The sequence below is a fragment of the Solwaraspora sp. WMMB335 genome (assembly GCF_049179075.1).
Taxonomy (GTDB): domain Bacteria; phylum Actinomycetota; class Actinomycetes; order Mycobacteriales; family Micromonosporaceae; genus Micromonospora_E.
In genome coordinates this window covers 2,300,343-2,323,118 of record NZ_JBMHMF010000001.1, presented here as the reverse complement: position 1 = coordinate 2,323,118, position 22,776 = coordinate 2,300,343, and the positions used below count along the sequence as shown (strand labels likewise).

Genomic DNA, 22,776 nt, shown 5'->3' with positions numbered 1-22,776 from the left:
CTTTTCGGGCTGAACGCGCGCAAAGTCCGCTGGTGGGCGGAGCACATGGATACGAAGACTGCGCCTGCTGACCACGTGGACGGAGCGGGGCACGTGTTCTCGGGCGCCCTTGAAATTCTTGGCCCTCCGAGTGCCTGATGAGAGCGCGAATTGCTCGCGATGACGGTAGCGGAGTGATCACACCGCGCTTGCTTTCGAGTAGGCTCCACTGGTTCCGCGAGCAGCTTTCGGGCTCGGGCGGACCCGCCGGTGGTCCATGGGATCACAACGGTTGAGCACGGAAATCAGTCCTGGAAGGGGCGTATGGACGTCAAGCCGACCGAGGAACAGCTCGCCGCCCGGGACACGTTCCTCGCGGGTAGGGAACTGGCCCTCGTGGCTGGGGCTGGCACCGGTAAGACCTCCACGCTGGTCCTGATGGCTGGCGTTACCAGGAAGCGTGGTCTCTACGTGGCATTCAACAAGGCGATCGCCGACGAGGCCAGGCAGCGCTTCGGGGCGAATGTCGACTGCCGTACCGCGCACTCGCTGGCACATCGTGCCGTCGGGCTGAACTACCGGGAACGTCTGAACCGGTCGGCCCGCATACCCTCCAAGGAGACCGCGCGGCTGCTGGGCATCCACCAGAATCTGTGGGTCAGCTCCCGTCCAATCGCCTGCGGACACCAGGCACGCCTGGTGATGGGCATGATTCGTCGATTCTGCTACAGCACCGACCGCCAGCTGATGGCCCGGCATCTGGAACGGGTCAACGGGCTGGACCCGGCGGCCCAGGACCACGTCGCCCGGGTGCTCCTCCCGTACGCGTGCCGGGCCTGGGACGACATCTGCTCAACGGACGGCAAACTGCGCTTCGAACACGACCACTACCTAAAGATGTGGGCGCTGACCGAGCCCGCGCTCGCGGCGGACTTCGTCCTGCTCGACGAGGCGCAGGACACCAACCCGGTACTGGAGGAGGTCTTCCTCGCCCAGAACGCGCAGCGGGTGTGCGTCGGCGACCCGGCCCAGCAGATCTACGCCTGGCGCAACGCCCGGGACGTGATGACCGGCTTCCCTGCGGATCACCTGTACCTGACGCAGTCGTTCCGTTTCGGCCCACGCATCGCCCGGACGGCCAACCGGTGGCTCCGGCACGCCGAGTCGGACCTGCAACTGACCGGGAACAGCGCCACCGACTCCCGCGTCGGCTCGGCGGCGGAGATCGACGCCGTGCTGTGCCGGGGGAACGCCGACGCGATGCAGGAGGTCCTCGGCTTTCTGGAGCGGGGCGTACCGGTCGCGCTCACGGGCGGCGGCGGCGCGCTGCGGAACATCGCGCAGGCCGCCCAAGCTCTGAAGTCCGGTCGACGTACCACTCATCCGGAGCTGTTCCTGTTCACCTCCTGGGCCGACGTGCAGGAGTACGCCGAGAACGACACCGCCGGCCAGGATCTCAAGGCGATCGTGACGCTCGTCGACACCTACGGGCCGGACCTGATCATCGACGCGGTCGACCGGCTCGCAGACGAGCGCACCGCGAAGGTCACCGTGTCCACCGCGCACAAGGCCAAGGGCCGGGAGTGGTCGCGGGTACGGATCGGCGACGGCTTCGCGGCACCGTCGGTCGACGACGACGGAAATCCGCGCCCGCTACGGGCCACTGAGGCCCGCCTGATCTATGTGGCGGTCACCCGAGCCCGGCACCACCTCGACCCGGCGGGCATCACCTGGATCGACGACTACGAGAAGGCCACCGAGGCGGCCGGCGACGGCACGGTGGCCGGGCGACCGATGATCGAGCTCAGCCTGACCCGCCAGCTGAGGTATCCGAACTCCCCGATGTCGCAGTTCGTGGCCCAGCACCTGCCGAACAGCGCGGCCGTTGTACAAGACTACCTTCGGCGAATCTGCGATCTGCCTCGCCCGGTGCAGCCACTCGACGTGAAATACCCCGACTGGTCGGCGCTCGGCCACGCCATCGACTTCCGGCTCAGGCTCTGCCTGGGTAATCCCTTCGGCGCGCCGGTCACCATCGGCGTCGACGCCGTCGGCAGCCGCCTGCCCCTCCGAGGCGCACTCGTGCCACCCGTACGGGACGCCCTGCACAGAGCCGGACGCGACCTGATCTCCATGGTCGACGCGTACTTGCATGGCGACGACGACCTCGACGGGGAGATCCTGGGCCGCCTGTGCTTCGTGGCCGCCTACTACGAAGACATCTACCGAACCGGTGAGATCCGGCGGTACAGCATGTTGACCGGTGCCACCCCGGCCACCACTCTCGACGATCTCCTGATGGCGGTTCCCGACTACGCCATCGAGGACATCAACCGGCAGTTGGCGATCGCCCAGGAGCCGTTCGGGCCGTTCCTCGAACTGCCCGCGACTGCCCGGATCTGCGGTCCGACGTTCCTCGGCAGCCAGGACATCGGCGGAGCGGACGCCGACTTCATCCTCGACGGCCTGCTGCTGGACTGCAAGGCGGCCATCCAACCCCGCCGGCTAGGCCGTGACGAGATCTACCAACTCGCCAGCTACCTGTTGCTGGACTACGACGACCGGTACGGCATCGACCGGGTCGGCCTGTACCTATCCCGGCAGGGCGCCCTCGTCACCTGGAGCGTGCCGGATTTCCTGCGCCGGCTCGACGCCACCGGACCGATCGGTGGCCTGCGCCGGCGGCTGCGGGAACACCTTCACCGCCGGCGCGGCGACCGCCTATAGCCAGGATGGACATGGTGCAGGTCGCCGACGACGACGGGGTCATCGGAACCCAGATGGCTGATGACCAGCAGCGGGAAGCGTGGTGTGCTGGTGGACCGCGGCCGCCCCCGGTGGATGCCACACCGTCTACGGATCCCTGCGGTTCCCCTCCAACAGCGAGCTTTGCTGGCCAACCGGATCTACGACCGCCACAGCCTGACGCCACGATGCCGCCCGGCTGACGGGCCGGGCGGCGTGTCATTCAGTACCGCGAACGTTCGTGGCTACCGCCTGGCTGGCTCCATTTCACGACGTGACCGCTGTCTGCACCCGCGCAGCCCGATCGGCGCACTGAACCAGGTTGCAGAGGGAATACCCGGCTTCTCAAAGAGTCTTGTTTCCCCCCTCGCCCATGAAGGCCCTTACCGCAGTACGTATTGCGTCAGCGTGAAGATAGATGTCGTCGATAGAGCCAATCAGATGGCGGGTCTCCGCCTTGTCTGCGTCGAACGTTCCAACGTACTTCCGAGACTTTCCGTTGAAATGAAGACGCGCGATTGGTTTACGATTGTTGTCGTCTAGAATGACTGCGAAGTATGATTTCGCATCGCGGCCAACAATGCGTTGGGGCTTGACTTCGCTGCATGCGATCGCCTTGATGATCTGATAGCCGGTGAGTTCTTCAAGCGTGGTTTCCACCTCCGTGTCACGGGCGACGTCGCTCAGCGCGACTTCGTGGCTCTCCAATGCTTCGGAGGGTGTTTCGGCAGCCTGCTTGGGAAGGCTTGCGTAGAGTGCGCCCTTCAGTCTTTCGTTTACTTGGTCCCTGACGAACTGCGAGGCGGCCTTGGAGACGAGCGATCTGAACTGTTCGCGCCTCTTCTGGGTGAACGAACCGTCGTACACCCGCGTCGCGAAGAATCTGATCCACTCGTCCTCGGGGTCTTTGAACTGCGCTGCCATCGAACGCTTGATCTGGCCGAGGTACTTCAACTCCTCGGCTGCGCTGATGATCGAATCGAGATCGAATACTTCCTTCGTGAGCTTACGCAGTTCGGGCAGAAGGCTGTCGTCGATATCTTCTAGGTCAAACACCAGGAAGGGCTTGGCGTCCATCTTGTTGGGGGCGTCGAGATCGGTGTAAAAATGGTACACCTGCCCATTTGTGAGAACGGCGATCCGTGCATTTGTGACCGAAAAGTATCGATAAAGCTGAGATGCATGTTCAATTTTCAGGGAGTCGCGTGGCTGCTTGCATTCGATGAGGATCTGTACCTCGCCGGCATGCATGATCGCGTAATCGACCTTCTCGCCCTTCTTGGTTCCGACGTCGGCGGTGAATTCCGGAACGACCTCCAGTGGATCGAAGACATCGTAGCCGAGGATCATTGAGATGAACGGCATGACGAAAGCGTTCTTGGCGGCTTCTTCCGTCTGAATCGCGTCCCGCTGATTCCGGACCTTTGTGGCGAGCGCGGCGACCCGTTCATCGAACTCCATCAACTGCACTCCTTTTGTGACCAGGTAAAGGATGTCATGTGCTGCCTGCAATTCCCGGTTGGTGAGTCGGGGCTCCAGGGCAGCGACCGGATATTACCGGTCGATGGCCTAGCGCGATGCCCTGAAAAGAGACCGACTAGTCCCTCCTTTCGTCGACCCGATGCATCGGAAAGGGCGGGTTCGCGGTGTTGCGGTGGCGAGTGGGATGCGTTACTGGCTGGAGGCGCACCATGCCAGCACCTGGGCCGTGGCATCCTCCGGTGTAGCGGCGGCCCGCAGCGCAACGTCCATTCCTGGCTGGCTCACCGTCCAGCTCGTGAGCGCCACCAGGGGCTTACCGGCCCGCTGGGCGAGCGCGATCTCGCTCAACGTGCCCCAACCCCCGCCGATGGCGATCACCGCGTCTGCGGCGTTGACGACCAGGAAGTTGCGCATCTCGCTCAATCCGGTCGGCAGCGAGACGGTCAGGAATTCGTTTCCTTGAGCACGATCTGGGCCCGGCAGCAGGCCGACCACCTGCCCACCACGGCTGGCCGCACCTGCGCAGGAGGCGCGCATCACCCCGCCCCGGCCACCGGAGATGAGAACGGCGCCGGCATCGGCCAGCAGCTCACCCACCCGGTACGCGAGGCGCTCCAGCTCGGTGGCCGCGTCGCCGGGTCCGATCACCGCCACGTACGCCGGCATTGGTCGATTGCTCTCTACCGCCGTCGAAGCTGTCATCGGCACAGCGTATGTGCCGGTTCGCCGTCACCGTTGGCGCAGCTCGCGACGGGTGAGGCCGTAGACGAACGCGGCCAGCAGCGTGGCTCCGGTGGCGAGGAAGACCGCCGTGCTGCCGTACACGTCGACCACCAGGCCGGCGGCGATCGTCGACAGGGGGAACAGGCTCAGCGCGGCGAAGACGATCGCGCTCATCACCCGGCCGAGCAGGTGTGGCGCGGTGCTCTGCTGCACGATGGTGATCACCAGCACGTTCGTGACGGTGCTGGCGAGCCCGGCCACCACCAGGGCCAGCACGGCACCGAGATAGCCGGCGAACGGCACCAGCGCGATCGCCACGCCCAGCACCATGCCGGACAGCATCGCGGTCGCCCCGCGCCGGGGCAGTCCGGCCAGGCCGGCGGAGAAGAGCCCACCGACCAGCGAGCCGGCGGTGAAGGCGGCCAGCAGTCCGCCGAGCCCGCCCGCACCGGCGGCGAAGTCGTCGTTGCTCAGCGACGGTAACCCGATCCGGACCATCCCGCCGACGGTCAGGTTGGCGGCGGCGGTCACCACCAGCACGGTACGCAGCAGCGCCGACTCCCGTAGCAGTCGCCAGAACCCGATCGGAGCCTCGGCCGGGGCGGCTCCGTCGCCACCGCTGGTGGCTTTCGGCGGCATCGCGGAAGCGCGCCCGACACCGCCGATCATCGCCAGGCAGGCTGCCGAGACGGCGAAGGTCACGGCGTCCACCCCGAACGCCACCGCTGGCGACAGCGCGGCCACCACGAGCCCGGCCACGCCTGGGCCGATCATCCCGGCGGCGAAGGTGGCGGTGGTGTGCAGCCCGTTGCCGGCCTGCAACTGCTCGGTGGGCAGCAGCCGTGGCGTGATCGCGTAGGCAGCCGGTTGGAACAGCCCGGCGCCCAGACCGGTGCCGGCGACCAGCACCGCGACCACCGGTACGGACGGGTCGCCGGCTACGGCGGCGGCGACGATGGCGGCGGTGAGGACGACCCGGCTCAGGTCGGAGATCAGCATCACCCGCCACGGGCCGATCCGGTCGGAGAGGATCCCGCCCAGCGGCGTCGTCGCCAGCCGGCACAGCCCGTAGCCCGCGACCAGCAGGCCGAGTTCACGGGCGCCGCCCCCGAGCTGGTACACCAGGAACGGCAGCGCCACCGCGTGGAAGGCGTCGCCGAAGACGGACACCAGTTCTGCGGCGAACAGCAGCCGGTACCCGCGTACGCGCAGTGGTGCGAAACTGAGCTGCGGCCGGAACCGGCCGGCCGTGGTGGTGGCGGTGGCCACCGCGCCCTCACCCATCGAGGGCCACCGGCAGCGACTCCAGCCCGCGCAGCATGATCGTGTTGCGCCAGGGTAACTGGTGCTCGTCGGCGGCGAGCGTCAGCCCGGGGTGGCGGGCCAGCAAAGCACCGAGCGCCACCTCGCCTTCGAGCTTGCCGAGAAACGCGCCGAGACAGCGGTGCAGGCCGTGTCCGAAGGCGAGATGCCCGGTATCCCTGCGGTCGAGGATCAACCGGTCGGGCTCCGGGAAGCGGTCCGGGTCCCGGTTGGCCCCGCCGAGCGAGACCAGGACCAGCTCACCCGCCGGAATCGGTACGTCGTCGACGGTGACCGGCTCGGTGGTGAACCGCAGCGTCGCCATACTGACCGGGGACTCGTAGCGGAGGAACTCGTCGATTCCGGCCGCCAGCGCGTCCGGGTTCGCCAGCAGCCACCGGTGCTGGTCGGGATCGCGTAACAGGGCGAGGGTGGCGGTGCCGAGCAGGTTGACGGTCGTCTCGTGGCCGCCGATCAGCAGCAGGAAGACCATGCCGACGATTTCGTCGTCGGTGAGCTGGTTGGCGTCGCGCGCGGTCAGCAGCTCGGTCAGGATGTCGTCACCGGGATGGGTCCGCCGATGCCGCAACTGGACAGCGATGTAGTCGGTCATCTCGCGCAGCGCCGTGGCGAAGTCGGCCGGATCGTCGCTGTGCGTCAGGATCGCCGTCGACCAGGCCCGGTACGCGCCACGCTCCTCGGCCGGGAAGCCGAGCAGCTCACAGATGATCAGCATCGGCAGCGGAAAGGCGAAGTCCTTCACCAGGTCCACCGTCTCCCGACCGGCGAGGCCGTCCAGCAGCGAGGTGGTGATCCGGTCCACCATCGGCCGCATCGCCGCCACCCGCCGGGCGGTGAACGCCGCGTGGATGAGCCGCCGCAACCGGGTGTGGTCCGGCGGGTCGCTGTTGAGCATGTGGACGACGTCACCGCCGAGGGTGACCCCGGCGACCCGGCTGTCGGCCAGCGCCTGGGCGCGGCGCGCGTCCTGGCCGAACCGTGGGTCGGCCAGGACCGTCCGCACGTCCCGGTAGCGTGCGATCACCCACATCGGCAGGCCTTCGTCGCTGTGCAGGATCGACACCGGGCCGTTGGCCCGGATCCGGGCCAACGTCGGGTACGGATCGGCGATGTACGGCACCTGCGGCTGCGCCGGCGTGCCGGTCGCGGTGTCCAATAGCCCCTCCTCGCAGCAACGGTTCATGCGGGAAACAGCGTGCTCAAATGCCCAGTGCCGGAAATGGCCACCGGTACGCCCGGGTCGGCAGCCACCACAGGTGCCCGGCCTGTTCGACGATCAACCGCGCGTCGGTCAGATCCCGGCGTACCGTGGCGGGCACCTGTCCGGTCGGGACGCCTTCGGTCATCCGCTCGACCGCCGCCAGATGGCGCGGTTCGTCGATGGTGAACATCTCCAGTGAACCGAGTCGCCGGTCGCGTACCTCGGCGAACCCGGGACCACGGCGGAACACGCACTTGCCGAGGAAGAACGACTCACGCCAGCCGCGTACCGCCGCGTCGTCACCGGCACCGTCGACCCGGTCCGGCGGGTACAGGTGGTTGAACAGAGCTCCACCGGCGCAGCCGTCGTGGCAACGGGCCACCCAGTCCACGGCGATCGCATGCGCGGTCAGTTCCCGGACCAGCACCAGGGCGCGGGCGGCGGCGACGTCGGCGTCCGGGCACAGGTCGACCGGGTCGGCGAGCCGCGCATGCCGTACGCCGGCCCGGTAGAGATCCGCCACCTGCGGCCCCCATCCGCCGGTGATGCGCCGAACGCCGAAGGACATCCCCGGAATCCGCGCGGCACCGGGCTCGTAGTCCCGGGACAGTTCGATCTCGACCCCGCACCCGGTCCACCCGGCCAGGTCGGTGCGCTCAGGCGACGACTGCGGCACGTGGTTCCTCCTCAGAGCGGCCAACGACAGGCCGGCTGGCGGCGGTGGCCGCCGGAGCGGTGGCTGCGGAGTCGGTGGCTGCCGAGTCGGTGGCCCGGCGATGGTCCAGTCGGGTCAGCACCTGGTTGTTGGACTCGACCGCCAGGTGCACCTGGTAGCCGCCGTCGTGGAACAACAGGCCCAGCGCCGACCAGTGCGCCAGCAGCGGTTCGACGACCATCGCACCACCGGGCACCTTGGCGGCGAGAGTGGCGGCGGTGCGCGGCTGCCCCAGCAGCCGGAACAGCTCGATCTCGGGCGGCGTGGCCAGCTCCATGACCGTCCAGTCGTAACCGGCCCGTTGGCTGACCAGCACGATCCGGTCCGGCAGTTCCTGGTACGTGAGCCGGCTGACCGGATAGCGTGCCTGCCAGGTGGCGAGCGCCGCGTCGAGGTCGGCGGCCTGCGCCTGGTCGATGCCGCTGGGCACCGAGGTGAAGATGTACGCCAGATCCGCGAGTTCGGCTTCGGGCAGCTGGTAGATCTCGGTGTACTGCGGGGCCGCCCGCAGGGTGGCGAATCCTAGCTCGGGGCGGTCGAAGTAGGGGCTGAACCGTTCGATGGCGATCCGGGCGGAGCCGATCGGCGGCTCCAGGTGGTGCAACGCCGGCAGTTGCGCGATGACGCCGGTGTAGTCCTGTGCCGTCTCGCCGGGGAACCCGTACAGATAGTTCCAGCTGGCCGTCACACCGGCGCTCTGCGCGTCACGTAGCGCCCGTACGTTCTGGCAGCCGGTGACGCCCTTGTCCATCAGCCGCAGCACGTGGCTGCTGAGGTTCTCCACCCCTGGCTGGACCTGGACCGCGCCGGAGTCGCTCAACTGCTGGAAGTGGTGCCGGCGCAGGTTGGCCTTGACCTCGAAGTGCAGGCGGACGTCGTACTCCGAATCGGCCAGCCGTTGCAGCACCGAGTCGAAGTACGCCATGTCGAGGATGTTGTCGACCACGATGAAGTCGAGCAGTTGGTGGCGGCGGGCCAGGTCGAGGACCTCGTCCAGGAAACGGGCCGGACTCTTGCTGCGGAACTGCATGAACGATCCATTGAGCCCGCAGAACGTACAGTGGTGTTTCTCGCCCCACCAGCAGCCCCGGGATCCTTCGACGACCAGCCTGGGCGCCACCCAGTCGGCCGCCGCCGAAGCGTCCAGCCGTTCCAGGTAGCCGGTGTAGTCGGGAGCGACGATGCCGGTCGGCGGCAGTGGCCGGGACGACATCGGATTGGCTCGGGCGGTCCCGTCCGGGTCCCGCCAGCACAGGCCGGAGACGGCGGCCAGGCTTGCCTGTTCGGGCGGGGCGGAATCCAGCGGATCGAGCGCGTCGAGCGCGTCGAGCAGTTGCGGCAAGGCGACCTCGCCTTCGCCACGTACGACGTAGTCGACGTACCGGAAGTTGCGGTGCAGCGCCGCTCCCTGCGGACCGTCGCAGTTGGCCCCGCCGAACACGATCCGGATGTCCGGCCGCAACTTCTTGATCAACCGGGCGACGGCGAGGCTGGCGGCGTTCTGCTGGAAGGTGGTGGTGAAACCGACGACCCCGGCCACCGCGCCGCCAGGTTCGCCGGACATGTCCGTGGCCAGCTCGGCGGTCAGTGCGGTGGCGAGATCGCGGATGAAATCAGGCACGATCCGGTGCATCGCCCCGGTCAACGCGATCTCCGCGTCGGTCGCGCCACCTTCGGTGAGTAACCGGGCGTACGGGTCGAACGGCCGGTCCGAGTCGTCGAGTAACCCCGAGAAGACCCAGTCTCCGGCCCCGAGAAAGTAGGAGGACTCCGAGAAGTACCGGTAGTCGGCCAGGGTGAAGCCGGTGACCCTGGTCACCCAGTCGACGAAGTCGAGGTTGGCGTAGCGGACCTGGACTTCGTGGCCGGCCCGGCTGGCCGCCGTACGCAGGATGCCCAGCGCCAGCGACGGTACGTCGATCGATCCCCACGGCATGTGCACCAGGACGACCTTCATCGCCGGTCCCTTCCACCCGTTGGTGGGCGCCGTTCCGGAGCGGCTGGCTCGACACCCCGGAACGAAGCCGTTGAACTCGCGGTCACCACTGCTGCGTCACTCGCCGGCCACCTTGTCGGCCGCCGCCTCGGTCACGCCGGTCCGCTTGGCCGGTACCGCCCGGTCCATGTCGAGGAGCATCTTGACGATGACCGCCCCGCGCTCCCGCTCGCTGGTCGCGATCGGGTCGTGACGTACGCTGCGTCGCTTCATTGCATTCACCTCCCTCCCTGGCTGGCTGTCAGGTACGGGCGACCTTTCGCCGCGGCCGCCCCGCTTCGGTCCGGTCGCAGCGTCTCGCCGGCGTACCGGAGCAATTCGTCGAACGCCTGCGTCTGGCCGGCGGCGTCGCCGTGATGGCCGCCGGACATCCAGTGCAGGTGGTGCGGCACCCGACGGCGGCGCAACGCCGCGACGTAGCGGCGTACCTGATCCGGTGGGCAGCGGTCGTCGTCGACGGCGGCGGCGATGAACAGCGGCCCGCGTACCTGGTCCAGGTAGGTCATCGGGTTCGCGGCGCGGTACCGCTGCGGCAACTCGTCGGGACCGCCGCCGAAAAGTTCGTCGTCCACTTCGCGTAGCGCCGTGGTGGTGTCGCGGTAGGCCGCCGGGTAGTCGGCGACCGGAGAGACGGCGAGGCCGACCGACCATTCGGCCGGGGCGACGCCCATCGCGAGCAGGACCAGGTAGCCGCCCCACGAGTAGCCGCACAGGCCGATTCGGCCCGGTGCGGCGACGTCGAGGCGGACCAGATGCCGGCGTACGGCCGCCAGGTCGTCCAGTTGCGCCAGCCCGACCCGGTGCCCGAACGCTCGTTGCCACCGGGGTCCGTACCCGGTCGATCCCCGGTAGTTGGTGCGCACCACCGCGTAACCGGCTCGTACCAACAGCTCGACCCGGGGGTCGTAGGCGTCGCGGTCGTGCAGGTACGGCCCGCCGTGCACCAGGAACAGCGTCGGCCACGGCCCGGTGCCGGCCGGGGTGGCCAGGAAGCTGTGGATCCGACCGTACGGTTGGCCGGTCCACAACTCGGTCCGCCCGGCCATGCCGCTGGCGCTGGCTGCGCTGGTGTCGCTGGCTGCGTCGGCCTTGGTCCCGGCCTTGGCGTCGGCCGGCGGCGCCGGTCCGGCCGTCGCCGCTGCGGGATCGGCGACCAGACGCCGGGGCGGCACCGACTCACAGGTCCAGACGTAGTGAATGCCGCCATCCGGGGCACAGGTCAGATCGAGGATGGTGCCGGGCGGGGTCGCGACCGTGGCATGCTCGCCGGTGTCGTGGGCATGCTCGCCGGTGTCGAGGTCGGCCAGCAGTAGCCGGCTGCGTCCAGCGCGGTCATGTTGGATCAGCACCCGCCCGTTCTGGCCGTACCAGTGGGCGGTGACCTCGGTGTCGTACGAGAGGTCTCGCGGCAACTCGATGCCCCGATCCTGCTGCCAGGTGCCCACCTGGTAGCGGCCCTGCGTCTCGACGACGACCAGAAGTTGCGGTGCGGGCCGATCGCCGGGGCGGAACTCCAGTGCCCAGATCCGGTGGTGGTCGCTGCCGGCTACGGTTTCGCACTGACCGTCGCCGAGGCGGATGAGGCTGATCGCGGTGTCACCGCCGGCCCGCCCGGCCAGGGCGATAGTGCGTCCGTCGGCGGTCAGATCGACCAGGGTGGTGTAGCCCTCGGCGACTGCCACCAGGTGGCCCGGCCCACCGGGCACACCGACGTAGCACCGCGTCTCGTCGCCGGTGCCGATGCAGATTGCGGCGCGGCGGCCGGCGGCGTCGAAGGCGAGTCCGTGCTGGCGTCCGGGCGGCAGGCCGGTGAGCGCTGCGGGTGGTGATTCGGGATCGGCTGGGGCGGAATCGGCTGGGGCGGGCGTGACCGGTTGACGCCGCCAGACACCGATGCCCGCCGCGTCCGCGTCGAACCACCAGAAGTGCCTGCCGTCCGGCTCGATGTCGCAGGCGGTCACACCGTGCGGCGCGTTCGTGCGGACCTCGCGCCGGCCGGTGCTCCGGTTCCAGGCCAGGACCTGAGCCAGGCCACTGTAGTCACAGAGTTCGATGGCTTGCGCGGGCCGGTGGGCGGCGAAGGCGGGCGTGTGCAGTGTGTTCGGCGCGTGTGATGTGTTCACAGCCACCCCGATCGGGTCGGGTACCACACCGAGAGTAATCGATCAGACTCGATTGGTAAACAAAGTATCTGACTGAGTGCGCAATCATCCAGTCATCGACGCGGTGCGGTGCTGTTGCGGACCACCAGAGTGGTGCCGATCTCCACCCGGGACCGGGTCATCTCCTGGCCGGCGGCGAGGTCGAGCACCATCCGGGTGGCGGTGGCCGCCATTTCCGCCAGCGGCTGGCGGATCGTGGTCAGCGGCGGGCAGCACCAGCGGGCGTTGTCGATGTCGTCGAAACCGACGACGCTCAGATCGTCCGGGATACGCAGGCCGAGCTGCCAGGCGGTCGCATAGACGCCGAGAGCCTGCAGGTCGTTGCCGCAGATCACCGCGGTCGGCGGATCGGGGCGGTCCAGCAACTCACGACCGAGCTGCTGGCCGTCTTCGAAGTAGAACCGGCCGCTCCGGACAAGTCGCTCGTCGAGTTGGACGCCGGCGGCGTCCAACGCCGCCCGACAGCCCTCCAACCGGGCCCGGGCGCCGAGCATCTCGCGGGGTCCGCCGATCACCGCGATCCGCCGGTGACCGAGGCTCAACAGATGGCGGGTGGCGGTGATGCCGCCGTTCCAGTTGGTGGCGCCGACCGACGGGGTCGCGTGCAGCGGTTCCCCGACCGGATCCAGCGCGACGAGCGGAATGGCGCTGGCCGCCAGCTGCGCGTGCTGCTCCGGGGTGAACGCGGAGTAGACGGCGATCACCCCGACCGGGCGGCGGGCGAGTAACTGTTCGGCCCATGACCGGCCCGGCACGGTCCGTCCCCGTGCTTCGGTGAAGCCCACCGACAGCTCGTGGACGCTGGCCACCTGCTCCACCCCGCGAAGAATCTCGATCGCGAGGTGGCTTTCCAGCTCGTAGAAGATGACCTCGATGCCGGGCGCGGGGTTGACGCTCCCGGGACGCTGGTAGCCGTGCTCACGTAGCAGCGTCTCGATCCGCCGGCGAGTCGTCAACGCAACCCCGGACCGGCCGTTGAGGACTTTGGACACGGTCGGTTTGGAGACCCCGGCGAGGCGCGCGATCGTCGCGACGGAAAGCTCCCGTGGCCGCCGCCCGCGGCGCTGCCCGTTGCGCGGGTCGCCGTTCGGCTCGGTGCCGTTCGGCTCGGTGCCGTTTGGCTCGGTGCCGTTCGGGACGGCTCCGGGCTGGTGCGTCGAGGCTGGATCCACGACCATCGAGCCGACCTTCCGCTTGCCATCGGGTCCCTGTCCGGCCCATGGTACGTACTGTCGAAGCGCTTCCATAGGAGCATCTCGATGTTATCGGGCGTGGACCTTGCCACTCGAACCGTTTCTACTGATACTAGTAACTGTTTCGAGCCGGAGAAAGCGGGCGTCTGGGCAACCCCGCGTCAGATACTCCTGCACGCGTTCCGGAGGAACACCACATGAGACTCAAAGCCAAGATCCTCGCCGTCGCCGCGGCGACGGCGACCGCTGCGGCGGCCGCGCTGATGATGGCGACGCCGGCCTCGGCGGCCACGCTGACCGAGGTGACCAACTTCGGCACCAACCCGAGCAACCTGCGGATGTACCTGTACGTGCCGGACCAGGTCGCACCCCGGCCGGCGATCCTGGTCGCCATGCACTACTGCACCGGCACCGGGCCGGCCTTCTACTCCGGCACCCAGTACGCCTCGTTGGCCGACCGCTACGGCTACATCGTCATCTACCCGTCGGTGACCCGCAGCAGCCAGTGCTTCGACGTCTACTCGCCACAGGCACTGACCCGCAACGGTGGCAGCGACCCGGTCGGCATCCGCTCGATGATCAGCTACGTTCAGCAGAGGTACAACGCCGATCCCGGTCGGATCTTCGCCACCGGGGTGTCGTCCGGCGCGATGATGACCAACGTCATGCTCGGCGTCTACCCGGACGTGTTCGCCGCCGGTGCGTCGTTCGCCGGTGTTCCGTTCACCTGTTTCGCCACCACCGGCGGCTCCGAGTGGAACAGCCAGTGCGCCAACGGCCAGATCGTCCGTACGGCGCAGCAGTGGGGCGACGCGGTCCGTAACGCCAACCCGGGCTACTCCGGCCCGTGGCCACGGATGCAGATCTGGCACGGCACGAATGACGACACGCTGCGCTACCCGAACTTCGCCGAGCAGATCAAGCAGTGGACCAACGTGCACGGCTTGAGCCAGACCCCGACCTACACCGACAGCCCCCAGGGTGGCTACACCCGTACCCGGTACGGCAGCTCCGGCGGTATGGCTCCGGTCGAGGCGATCAGCATGCAGGGTGTCGGGCACAACCTGCCGGTCGACGCCGCCCAGGTGATCCGCTTCTTCGGCCTGGACGGCACCGCTCCGCCGACCACGGCTCCGCCCACGACGGCTCCGCCGACGACCCCGCCGCCGACGACGGCCCCACCGACGACCGCTCCGCCCACGACGGCTCCGCCCACGACGGCTCCGCCGACGACCGCACCACCGACCACCCCGCCGCCGTCCGGCGCGTGCCGGGTCGCGTACGGGGTGAACGCCTGGAACACCGGGTTGGTCGCCTCGATCACCATCACCAATACCGGCACCAGCGGCATCAACGGCTGGACGCTGGCGTTCACCCTGCCGTCCGGGCAGAGCATCATCTCGGGCTGGAACGCCACCTATTCCCCGAGCAGCGGTGCGATATCGGCCCGCAACATGTCCTACAACCCGACCATTGCGCCGAACGGTTCGCAGAGCATCGGCTTCCAGGCCACCCACACCGGCAACAGTGGTAGGCCAAGCTCGTTCACCCTGAACGGCACTCCCTGCGCCGTCGCCTGATCTGACGCGCGCACCGGGTGGCGGGTCGTCCAGCCGGGCGGCCGACCCGCCACCCGTGCCGTGCACCGGTTCAGCGCGTGCTCGGATCACGGTGATCCGGGTACGCGCGGGTGGCCGTTCGGTCCAGTCGCCGTAGACGTCGAAACGATCGGGGTCGAGGCCGGTTCGACATCAGGATCCATGGCGTACCGGTTGCCGCTGAAGAAGCGGTACGTCAAGCCCGGGTTTGATGGACTTCTGCGGCGTCGTCTCCTGCGCCCGCGGCCAGCGGTGGGAGTCTGGGTGGCGATGTGAGGCTGGGATACCTTACACAAGCCAGGTAAGGTATTTCAGCCTCACATCGTGTGCGGCGAGCAGCGACGGTTGTCAGGTGCGCTCGGCAATGGCCTGTCGGACAGTTCGGATGAGTTGCGCACTTTGCCGAAGTACGTCGTCTGCTGTGAACCGCAACACCAGCCAGCCGGCCGCCCGTAGCACGTTGAAGCGACTGACGTCGCGGCGGAACGTTGCCCGCTCCCGGTGGTGATCACCTTCGTACTCGATCGCGATCCGCCACTGCGGATAGGCAAGGTCGACCCGGGCCAGGAAGCGGCCTGACCGGTAGGGGCCATCCCGCCTTGCGCTCGACGGCGTGGCCGCCGGGGACAACCGGATCTCGTACTGCGGGAGCGGGCGGGGCAGACCGGCATCGTGCAGCAGTAAGCGTAGCCGGGACTCCATCGGCGACTCGCTCGACGCCTCGACGAGGGGCAGGAGTTCCCGTACCCGCCGTACGCCGGGCAGTCCGGCGTGGGAGCCGACGTAGTGAGTCAGCGCTTCGCGGCGCAGTAGGCGGCGGTGCAGTAGTGCGTCGACGGCAGCGACCGCATCGGCGCGGGACAGTGATCTGCCCAGGTCGAATGCCGTACGCACCTCGGTGGTCAGCGGTATCCCGCTGAACAGCCGCGTCAGGTCCTCGGGGCCGAGTGCCCAGTGGGCGACGGCCAACCGCGGGTGGGGATCGGGCCGCGCCGAGCGAGGCAGGGTGATGTGCACCGGACTGCGGCGGGGGAGCAGGTCGACACCCCACAGGAATGCCGCGCTCAGGCCGCTGACCGCGCCGCCAGCGGGCAGCTTCAGCGCCGCCGCCTCGCACCACATTCGGTGGTCACCATCATCGAACGCGCAGGCATGGACGTACACGTCGGGAAGGAGCCGGCGCCAGGAAGGGCCGGTCAGATTGCGCTTGGTGAGCAGTCCGGCAGCCACCGCGCCGCTGCCGGAGAATGGCTTGAGGCGTAACTCGCGAGGAATCCGTGCGACGCGGGGCATCGGGCCACTGTGCCGTCAGCGTTCGTCATCTGCTGTCCCGACAGTGGGTTACGTCAACGATCCGACTGCTCCGACCGCTCCCGGTAGGCGCAGGCCGGCGAGCCACGTCACGCCTCGGGGGGAGCGACGCCGTCGCGCTTCGGTGGGTCCGGTGCCGTGTCCGGTCGGCGGTGATGGCCGAAAGTTTCGGTACGCCGCTGCCGTGAGAGATCCAGTGGGCCGGCTGCCGTGAAGCGCATCCACCAGCGGCGATGCCGGCATCTGCCGCGTCGGTGCTGTCGTTTGACGCCGCAGGACCTGGCAAACCGAACTAAAGCATTGACGTCGGTCGATGCCATGGCTACCGTTTCGGAAGAGTTCCCGAAAGTTTACCGGAAGTTCTGGGGTTGTTCGCCTGCGGTTCCGAGTGGTGTGCCGTGTCTGCGCTGGCAGCGCCGCAGGCGAACCGATCGGGCCCGGCAGTGGATCCAGGAGGAACGTACGAGATGTCGCAGCTCGTCCTGTTCGCGATCGACATCTGTGCGGTGGTGCTGCTCGTCTTCGGGCTGTACTTCCCGCGCCACCGCCGACGTGATCTCGTCGTCGCCTACCTCGGCGTCAACGTCGGCGTGCTCGCCGTCGCGAGCGCGCTGAGCGCCAGCAACGTCGGCGCCGGACTCGGGTTGGGCCTGGCGCTGTTCGGCGTACTGTCGATCATCCGCCTGCGCTCGACGGAGCTGGACCAGCACGAGGTCGCGTACTACTTCTCCGCCCTTGCGCTAGGCATCCTCGGCGCGCTGAGCACCACCTCGATCTGGCTCAGCGCCGGACTGATGGCGTTGATCCTCGTGGTGATGTTCAGCGGCGACCACCCCCGGCTGCTGCGGCACTACCGTCATCAGATCATTGTGCTCGATTCCGCGCACACCGACCAGATCGCCCTGATCGCCCATCTGGAGCAGCTGCTTGGTGCACGGGTGCACACGGTCACGGTCCAGCGGCTCGATCTGGTCAACGAGACGACCATCGTCGACGTCCGCTTCTCGGTCGCCGGTCGCCGGATCGCAACCACCGGCGCCGCGGCGAACACGGGCGCTCCGGCCCAGGCGGGAGCCCTGTGATGATCACATTGCCGATCGCCTCGTCACTGGCGGACCTGGCCGTGGTCGGACTGGCCGAACTCATCGACCAGGCCGCTCTGCAAACCCGGGTGGATCGCAAGTATCTGGTCCCGCTTGCCGAGCTGCCGCCGCTGTTGAGCCGCGCCGCTCCGTACGCACGGGTGCTCGACATCGACGGTGAGCGCTCGTTCCGGTACGAGTCGGTGTATTTCGACACGCCCGAGCTGGTGAGCTACCACAGTGCCGCGTACCGCCGCCGACGGCGGTTCAAGGTGCGTACCCGAACCTATCTCGACTCCGGACAGTGTTGGTTGGAGGTCAAGATCAACGGAGCTCGGGGAAACATCACCAAACACCGCTTGCCCTATCGACCGCAGGATCGCGCCACCGTACGGCCCGGTGGTGACTTCGTCGACGAGGCGTTGTTACGGGAGTCGATCTCGCCCGGCGGCGACCTTCATCCAGTGCTGGTCACCAGCTACCGGCGCAGCACGCTGTTGTTGGCCGGTGCGGCCAGCCGGGTCACCATCGACACCGGCCTGAGCTGGCACGTCGGTGTCCGGATGCTGCACCTGCCCGACTTCGCCGTGGTCGAAACCAAGACCAGGGCAGCGGCGTCGCTGGTCGACCGGATGCTGTGGCATCGCGGCCTTCGGCCGGCCCGCATCTCCAAGTACGCCACCGGCCTGGCCGCCCTGCGTCCGGAACTGCCGGACACCCCGTGGCGGCGTACCCTGCGCCGGCATTTCTGCGGCGCCGCACCGTCGGGCGGTCCGGAGCTGCTGATGACCCGCCGACTCGAACAGGAGGCATCGTGCGTCTAACCGTCCGCACCACGGCGACCGTCCGCGCCGTGGGCACAGTGGCCGCGGCCGTGCTCATCGCCGGGCTGCTGATCCCGTACTCGTCCCCAGCAGGGGCCGAACCGATTTCCGGCACCGCGTCCGGCACCGGGCCTGGTGCCGCGTCCGGTGCCGCGCCCGACAGTGGGTTGGCCACTGCCGCGGCGGCCGACGAACTGCTCGGTGACATCACCTTCTCGGTGCCGAGCGGCACCTTCCAGAGCGAGGTCTCAGTCTCGCTCAGCACCGCGATCAGCGGTGCGCAGATCCGCTACACCACCGACGGGCAGTTGCCCACCGCCGCATCACCGCTCTACCCCGGCTCGCCGCTGCGCCTGACCGGCACCACCCAGCTGCGGGCGCAGGCCTTCGTCGGCGCGGCGGCCGCCGGAGAACCGGGCACCGCGATGTACGTCGCCCGCGCCGCCGCCAGCACCAACCACGACCTGCCGCTGATCCTGATCGACTCGTACGGTGCCGGCCGCCCGGACCGGGAGTACTTCGACGCCGCGACGATGATCTTCCAACCGTCGGGTGGGACGACATCGCTGGCGGCGGCGCCCACCGTGGCCACCCGGGCCGGGTTCCGGCTGCGCGGCAACTCGTCGGCGACGTTCGACAAGACGCCGTACCGAATCGAGTTCTGGGACAACGAGGACGACGACGCCGACTATCCGGTGCTGGGCATGCCGGAGGACTCGGACTGGGTGCTGCGCGGGCCGTTCACCGACAAAGCGCTGATCCGTGAGGCGCTCGTCTACGATCTCGGCCGGGAGATGGGACTGCCCGCTCCCCGGTACGCCTTTGCCGAGTTCTACCTCAACACCGACGCCAGCCCGGTCGGCAGCGAGGACTACATGGGCGTCTACATGATCGTCGAGACGATCAAGAACTCCAAGAATCGTCTCGACCTCAAGCAGTTGGACGAGGACGACCGGACCCTGCCGAAGATCACCGGTGGCTACATCTGGAAGTTCGAGTGGATGGCCGCTGAGGAGCCGACCCTGCCGTGCACCGGCCCGGCGGCGACCTGCTGGAACTATCTGGAGGTCGCCGACCCGGACCCGCTGCAGCCGGAGCAGAGTGACTGGCTACGTAACTACATTCAGCAGTTCCACGATGTGCTCCGGGCACCGAACTTCGCCGACCCGGCCACCGGCTACCGGGCGTACATCGATGTGCCCTCCTTCATCGATCAGCTCATCCTCAACGAGCTCAGCCGCGAAATGGACTCGTACGTCCGCAGCGCGTACTTCTACAAGGACCGGGACACCAAGATATTCGCCGGTCCACTATGGGACTACGACCTTACCTTCGGTGTCGGCGGCTTCTTCGGCAACAACCAGACCGCCGGCTGGCAGTACCAGCAGACCCGTCAGCCGCTGGCGAACGACTGGTACAACCAGCTGATGCGGGATCCGGCCTTCGTCAACGAGATCCGGCTGCGCTGGCAGTCCCTGCGCCGTGGTCTGCTTTCCAACGCGTCCCTGCAGGCCAGGGTGAACGCTCTGGCGACGCCGTTGGCCAACGGGGCACAGCGCAATTTCCAGCGCTGGCCGAACTTGACCACGCCGATGATCGGGTTCTTCATCACCCCGACCGCTCCCACCTGGCAGGGCCAGGTGCAGTACATGCAGGACTGGATGCTGCGTCGGGCAGCGTGGCTGGACTCGACCGCGGGTTGGGGCGGTCCGGTCACCACCCCGCCGCCGAATCCGACGACCCCGCCGCCGAACCCCACGACCCCGCCGCCGAATCCGACCACGCCGCCGCCGGGCGGAGCGGGCTGCGCCGCAGGGTACACGGTGACGAGCCAATGGCCAGGTGGGTTCCAGGGCGAGGTCCGGGTGACCGCCGGCTCGACAGCGGTCACCAGCTGGGCCGTGACCTGGACCTACGGCAACGGCCAGACGATCAGTCAGGTCTGGAACGCGACGGTGGCCAGCCAAGGATCGTTGGTGACCGCACGCAACGTCGACTACAACGGCCGGCTGTCCGCCGGCGCCAGCACCACGTTCGGTTTCATCGGCACGTGGACCGGGACGAACGGCGTACCGACGGTGAACTGCACGGCCACTGCGTAACCCGTGGGCCGACATCCCCCGTCCTCATCCGGCGCCGACCGTGCCGGATGAGGACGGTGCCGGATGCGGACGGCGCCGTCCGGGTAAACACCTCCCAGCACGCGGTTGTCAGACTGTGGGCGGTTCGGCATCATGACCGGGTTGATCGAACGATGCTCCGGCGCAGTGGTACGTCGGCGTACGATGTGTGATCGGCGGCTGGTGGCGGTCGAGGGTGGTGTGGTTTGGAGGATGGCATGGGTGTTGGCCGGGTGGTGCGCTTCGACGAGGGCCGCGGCTACGGGTTCATCGCACCGGACGACGGCGGCGATGACGTGTTCGTGCACGCTGGTGAGTTGACCCAGCGTGGTATCCGGGTAGCGACCGGCACCCGGGTTTCCTTCAAGGTCATTGACGGTGGTCGCGGCCCGAAAGCGTACGATGTGGAGATCCTCGACGATGTCCCGGCCGCGCCGGCGGGCGGTGGATCCCGCTCGGTGAGCGTTTCTGGCGAGGGTGCCGACGACGAGCTCTGCGAGATCTTCTCCGAGCCGGAGTATCTGCAGCGGATCACCGAGCTGCTGCTCGCCGATGCTCCGTACCTGACCGGTGCACAGATCGTCGAGCTGCGTGGCCATTTGCTCCGGTTCTCGCGCAAGTGCGGCTGGGTGGACTGAGCCCGACTTCGCGGACACGCCGGCCAACCCAGGCGTGTCCTGCTCACCCCTGGTAACGGTGCTGTGCTGAGTGTGCGGGCGCGATCCAGGGTTGACTATGGCTTGCGGCGGTCATAGGTTCCAGACAACTTACGGAAGTGTTCCGGAAAGTACCGTCCAGATTTCGGTCCCGTACCGGTTCGGGCCCGTCCGTCCATGCCGGCACTTCCCCCGTGCAGTCTCCGGAAGGAATGCCATGAAGGCGATCCGCCTACTCGCCGCCGGCGTACTGTCCGTAGCAATGCTGACTACGGTTGGTGCCAGCGTGGCCGCCACCGCACACCCGGGCCGGCCACCGGCCGGCGACCCGCCCAGCACCGAACAGAGCCTGCGTGAACTGGTCAGGTGGAACAAACTGCAGATCGGCACGGCTGTCGACATGGCAGCGCTGGGTGCCGACGAGACCTACCGCGACCGCATCGCCACCGAGTTCTCCAGCGTCACCGCCGAGAACGTGATGAAGTGGGAATCCCTGGAGCCGGTCCGCGGCCAGCGTGACTACGGCCAGGCCGACGAGCTGGTCGATTTCGCCCGGCGCAACAAGCAGGTGGTACGCGGCCACGTGCTGGTCTGGCACAACCAGAACCCGGCCTGGCTGACCGAGGGCGTCGAGTCCGGCGAGATCACCGCCGGCGAACTGCGGAAGATCTTGCGCGAGCACATCACCGCCACGATGCGCCACTTCAAGGGCCGGGTCTACCAGTGGGACGTGGCCAACGAGATCTTCGATGACGAGGGCGAGTTGCGGGACAGCTTCTGGCTGCGGGAGCTCGGCCCCTCGTACATCCCCGACGCGTTGCGCTGGGCGCACGCGGCCGACCCGAGCGCGAAGCTCTTCCTCAACGACTACAACGTCGAGGGGATCAACGAGAAGAGCACCGCCTACTACGAGTTGATCAAGGATCTGCGCCGGCAGCGGGTACCGGTGCACGGCATGGGGATCCAGGGCCACCTGGGCATTCAGTACGGGTTCTGGCCGGCTTCGGCGGTGGCGGAGAACCTTCGCCGGTTCGAGGCGCTCGGGCTGGAGACCGCCGTCACCGAGGCGGATGTGCGGATGCCGATGCCCACCGAGACGATCAAGCTGCAGGCGCAGGCCCAGGGATACGACACGCTGCTGCAGGGTTGCCTGCTCGCGTCTCGCTGCAACTCGTTCACCGTGTGGGGCTTCACCGACAGGTACTCCTGGGTGCCGGGCTGGTTCGAGGGCCAGGGCGCGGCGAACATCCTTGACGAGGACCTCCAGCCAAAACCGGCGTACGACGCGCTGCGTGCCACGTTGGCGCTGGTGGCGCCACCCCGATGGTGAACCCTCCGTGGCCCTCGGCGGGTGAGCGACCGGGAGTTTTCCGGTGGACAGCGCGGTCGCAACCCTCGGAACCCGTTGACCCGGGCGCATCGGGCCCGTAACATTTCCGGCGAGGCAACCGAAACTACCGGATGATCGCCCGGAAATTTCGGTGACGGGTCGCCGATCGCGGCCTGCCCGCCCCGACCACCGACTGCGGGCACCTGGCGAACTCCGACCCCCGCCAGGTGCCCGCAGTCGGCGCATGTGCGGGCTGCTGACCGACGGCCTGCGACATGCTGTGCCTCGACCGGCGGGTGGGCAGCCCCGCCGACCCCCCAACGGGCAGGTTTGCTC

General features: G+C 68.2%; 17 protein-coding genes. 7 read left to right on the top strand and 10 right to left on the bottom strand.

The genetic code is table 11. The features are described 5' to 3' along the window. Positions 1-303: 303 nt before the first annotated feature. Complete coding sequence (locus ACN27F_RS09780; RefSeq protein WP_421432682.1) at positions 304-2,706, top strand: UvrD-helicase domain-containing protein; 2,403 nt, start codon at positions 304-306, stop codon at positions 2,704-2,706. Between the two features lie 363 nt (positions 2,707-3,069). Here ACN27F_RS09780 and ACN27F_RS09775 read toward each other — a convergent pair whose 3' ends face one another. The 9 genes from ACN27F_RS09775 to ACN27F_RS09735 all read right to left on the bottom strand — a co-directional run bounded on the left by ACN27F_RS09775 (position 3,070) and on the right by ACN27F_RS09735 (position 13,504). After that, a complete protein-coding gene (locus ACN27F_RS09775; RefSeq protein ID WP_421432680.1) occupies positions 3,070-4,185 on the bottom strand; it encodes a type I restriction endonuclease in 1,116 nt (371 codons plus the stop codon). Positions 4,186-4,395: 210 nt separating this feature from the next. After that, positions 4,396-4,908: a TIGR00725 family protein gene (locus tag ACN27F_RS09770; RefSeq protein ID WP_421432677.1), complete on the bottom strand. Its 513-nt coding sequence runs from the start codon at positions 4,906-4,908 to the stop codon at positions 4,396-4,398. 27 nt (positions 4,909-4,935) lie between these two features. Beyond that, positions 4,936-6,213, bottom strand: a complete 1,278-nt coding sequence (locus ACN27F_RS09765) for an MFS transporter (protein WP_421432675.1) — start codon at positions 6,211-6,213, stop codon at positions 4,936-4,938. Next, positions 6,206-7,408: a cytochrome P450 family protein gene (locus ACN27F_RS09760; protein WP_421432672.1), complete on the bottom strand. Its 1,203-nt coding sequence runs from the start codon at positions 7,406-7,408 to the stop codon at positions 6,206-6,208. Before ACN27F_RS09760 ends, ACN27F_RS09765 begins: the two co-directional genes overlap by 8 nt. A gap of 43 nt (positions 7,409-7,451) precedes the next feature. Next, a complete protein-coding gene (locus ACN27F_RS09755; protein ID WP_421432669.1) occupies positions 7,452-8,129 on the bottom strand; it encodes a DUF5825 family protein in 678 nt (225 codons plus the stop codon). Then, on the bottom strand, positions 8,110-10,125 hold the full coding sequence (locus tag ACN27F_RS09750; protein ID WP_421432667.1) for a RiPP maturation radical SAM C-methyltransferase: 2,016 nt from the start codon (positions 10,123-10,125) through the stop codon (positions 8,110-8,112). The genes ACN27F_RS09755 and ACN27F_RS09750 overlap by 20 nt, the downstream gene beginning before the upstream one ends. A gap of 96 nt (positions 10,126-10,221) precedes the next feature. Next, entirely contained in the window at positions 10,222-10,377 is a 156-nt protein-coding gene (locus ACN27F_RS09745) for a hypothetical protein (protein WP_421432664.1), read from the bottom strand. A gap of 5 nt (positions 10,378-10,382) precedes the next feature. After that, a complete protein-coding gene (locus ACN27F_RS09740) occupies positions 10,383-12,287 on the bottom strand; it encodes an alpha/beta hydrolase family protein (RefSeq protein WP_421432662.1) in 1,905 nt (634 codons plus the stop codon). 92 nt (positions 12,288-12,379) lie between these two features. Next, the gene (locus tag ACN27F_RS09735; protein ID WP_421432659.1) at positions 12,380-13,504 is read right to left on the bottom strand and encodes a LacI family DNA-binding transcriptional regulator; all 1,125 of its coding nucleotides are present in this window, start codon (positions 13,502-13,504) and stop codon (positions 12,380-12,382) included. A gap of 212 nt (positions 13,505-13,716) precedes the next feature. Here ACN27F_RS09735 and ACN27F_RS09730 point away from each other — a divergent pair, with 212 nt between their 5' ends. Then, positions 13,717-15,099, top strand: coding sequence for a PHB depolymerase family esterase (locus ACN27F_RS09730; protein ID WP_421432656.1), 1,383 nt, complete (start codon positions 13,717-13,719; stop codon positions 15,097-15,099). Between the two features lie 366 nt (positions 15,100-15,465). On the opposite strand, the gene ACN27F_RS09725 is transcribed toward ACN27F_RS09730, so the two are convergent. After that, positions 15,466-16,410 carry an endonuclease domain-containing protein gene (locus ACN27F_RS09725; RefSeq protein WP_421432654.1) on the bottom strand — a complete coding sequence of 315 codons (945 nt, stop codon included), beginning with the start codon at positions 16,408-16,410 and terminating at the stop codon, positions 15,466-15,468. Between the two features lie 485 nt (positions 16,411-16,895). Here ACN27F_RS09725 and ACN27F_RS09720 point away from each other — a divergent pair, with 485 nt between their 5' ends. From ACN27F_RS09720 to ACN27F_RS09700, 5 genes are all read left to right on the top strand, one after another. Further along, complete coding sequence (locus ACN27F_RS09720) at positions 16,896-17,510, top strand: DUF4956 domain-containing protein (protein WP_421432651.1); 615 nt, start codon at positions 16,896-16,898, stop codon at positions 17,508-17,510. Further along, positions 17,510-18,334, top strand: a complete 825-nt coding sequence (locus ACN27F_RS09715) for a polyphosphate polymerase domain-containing protein (protein WP_421432649.1) — start codon at positions 17,510-17,512, stop codon at positions 18,332-18,334. The genes ACN27F_RS09720 and ACN27F_RS09715 overlap by 1 nt, the downstream gene beginning before the upstream one ends. Then, positions 18,325-20,436: a CotH kinase family protein gene (locus ACN27F_RS09710; protein ID WP_421432646.1), complete on the top strand. Its 2,112-nt coding sequence runs from the start codon at positions 18,325-18,327 to the stop codon at positions 20,434-20,436. The genes ACN27F_RS09715 and ACN27F_RS09710 overlap by 10 nt, the downstream gene beginning before the upstream one ends. A gap of 236 nt (positions 20,437-20,672) precedes the next feature. Then, positions 20,673-21,092: a cold-shock protein gene (locus ACN27F_RS09705; RefSeq protein WP_421432644.1), complete on the top strand. Its 420-nt coding sequence runs from the start codon at positions 20,673-20,675 to the stop codon at positions 21,090-21,092. A 235-nt stretch (positions 21,093-21,327) separates the two neighbouring features. After that, a complete protein-coding gene (locus tag ACN27F_RS09700; RefSeq protein ID WP_421432641.1) occupies positions 21,328-22,440 on the top strand; it encodes an endo-1,4-beta-xylanase in 1,113 nt (370 codons plus the stop codon). Positions 22,441-22,776 lie beyond the last annotated feature (336 nt).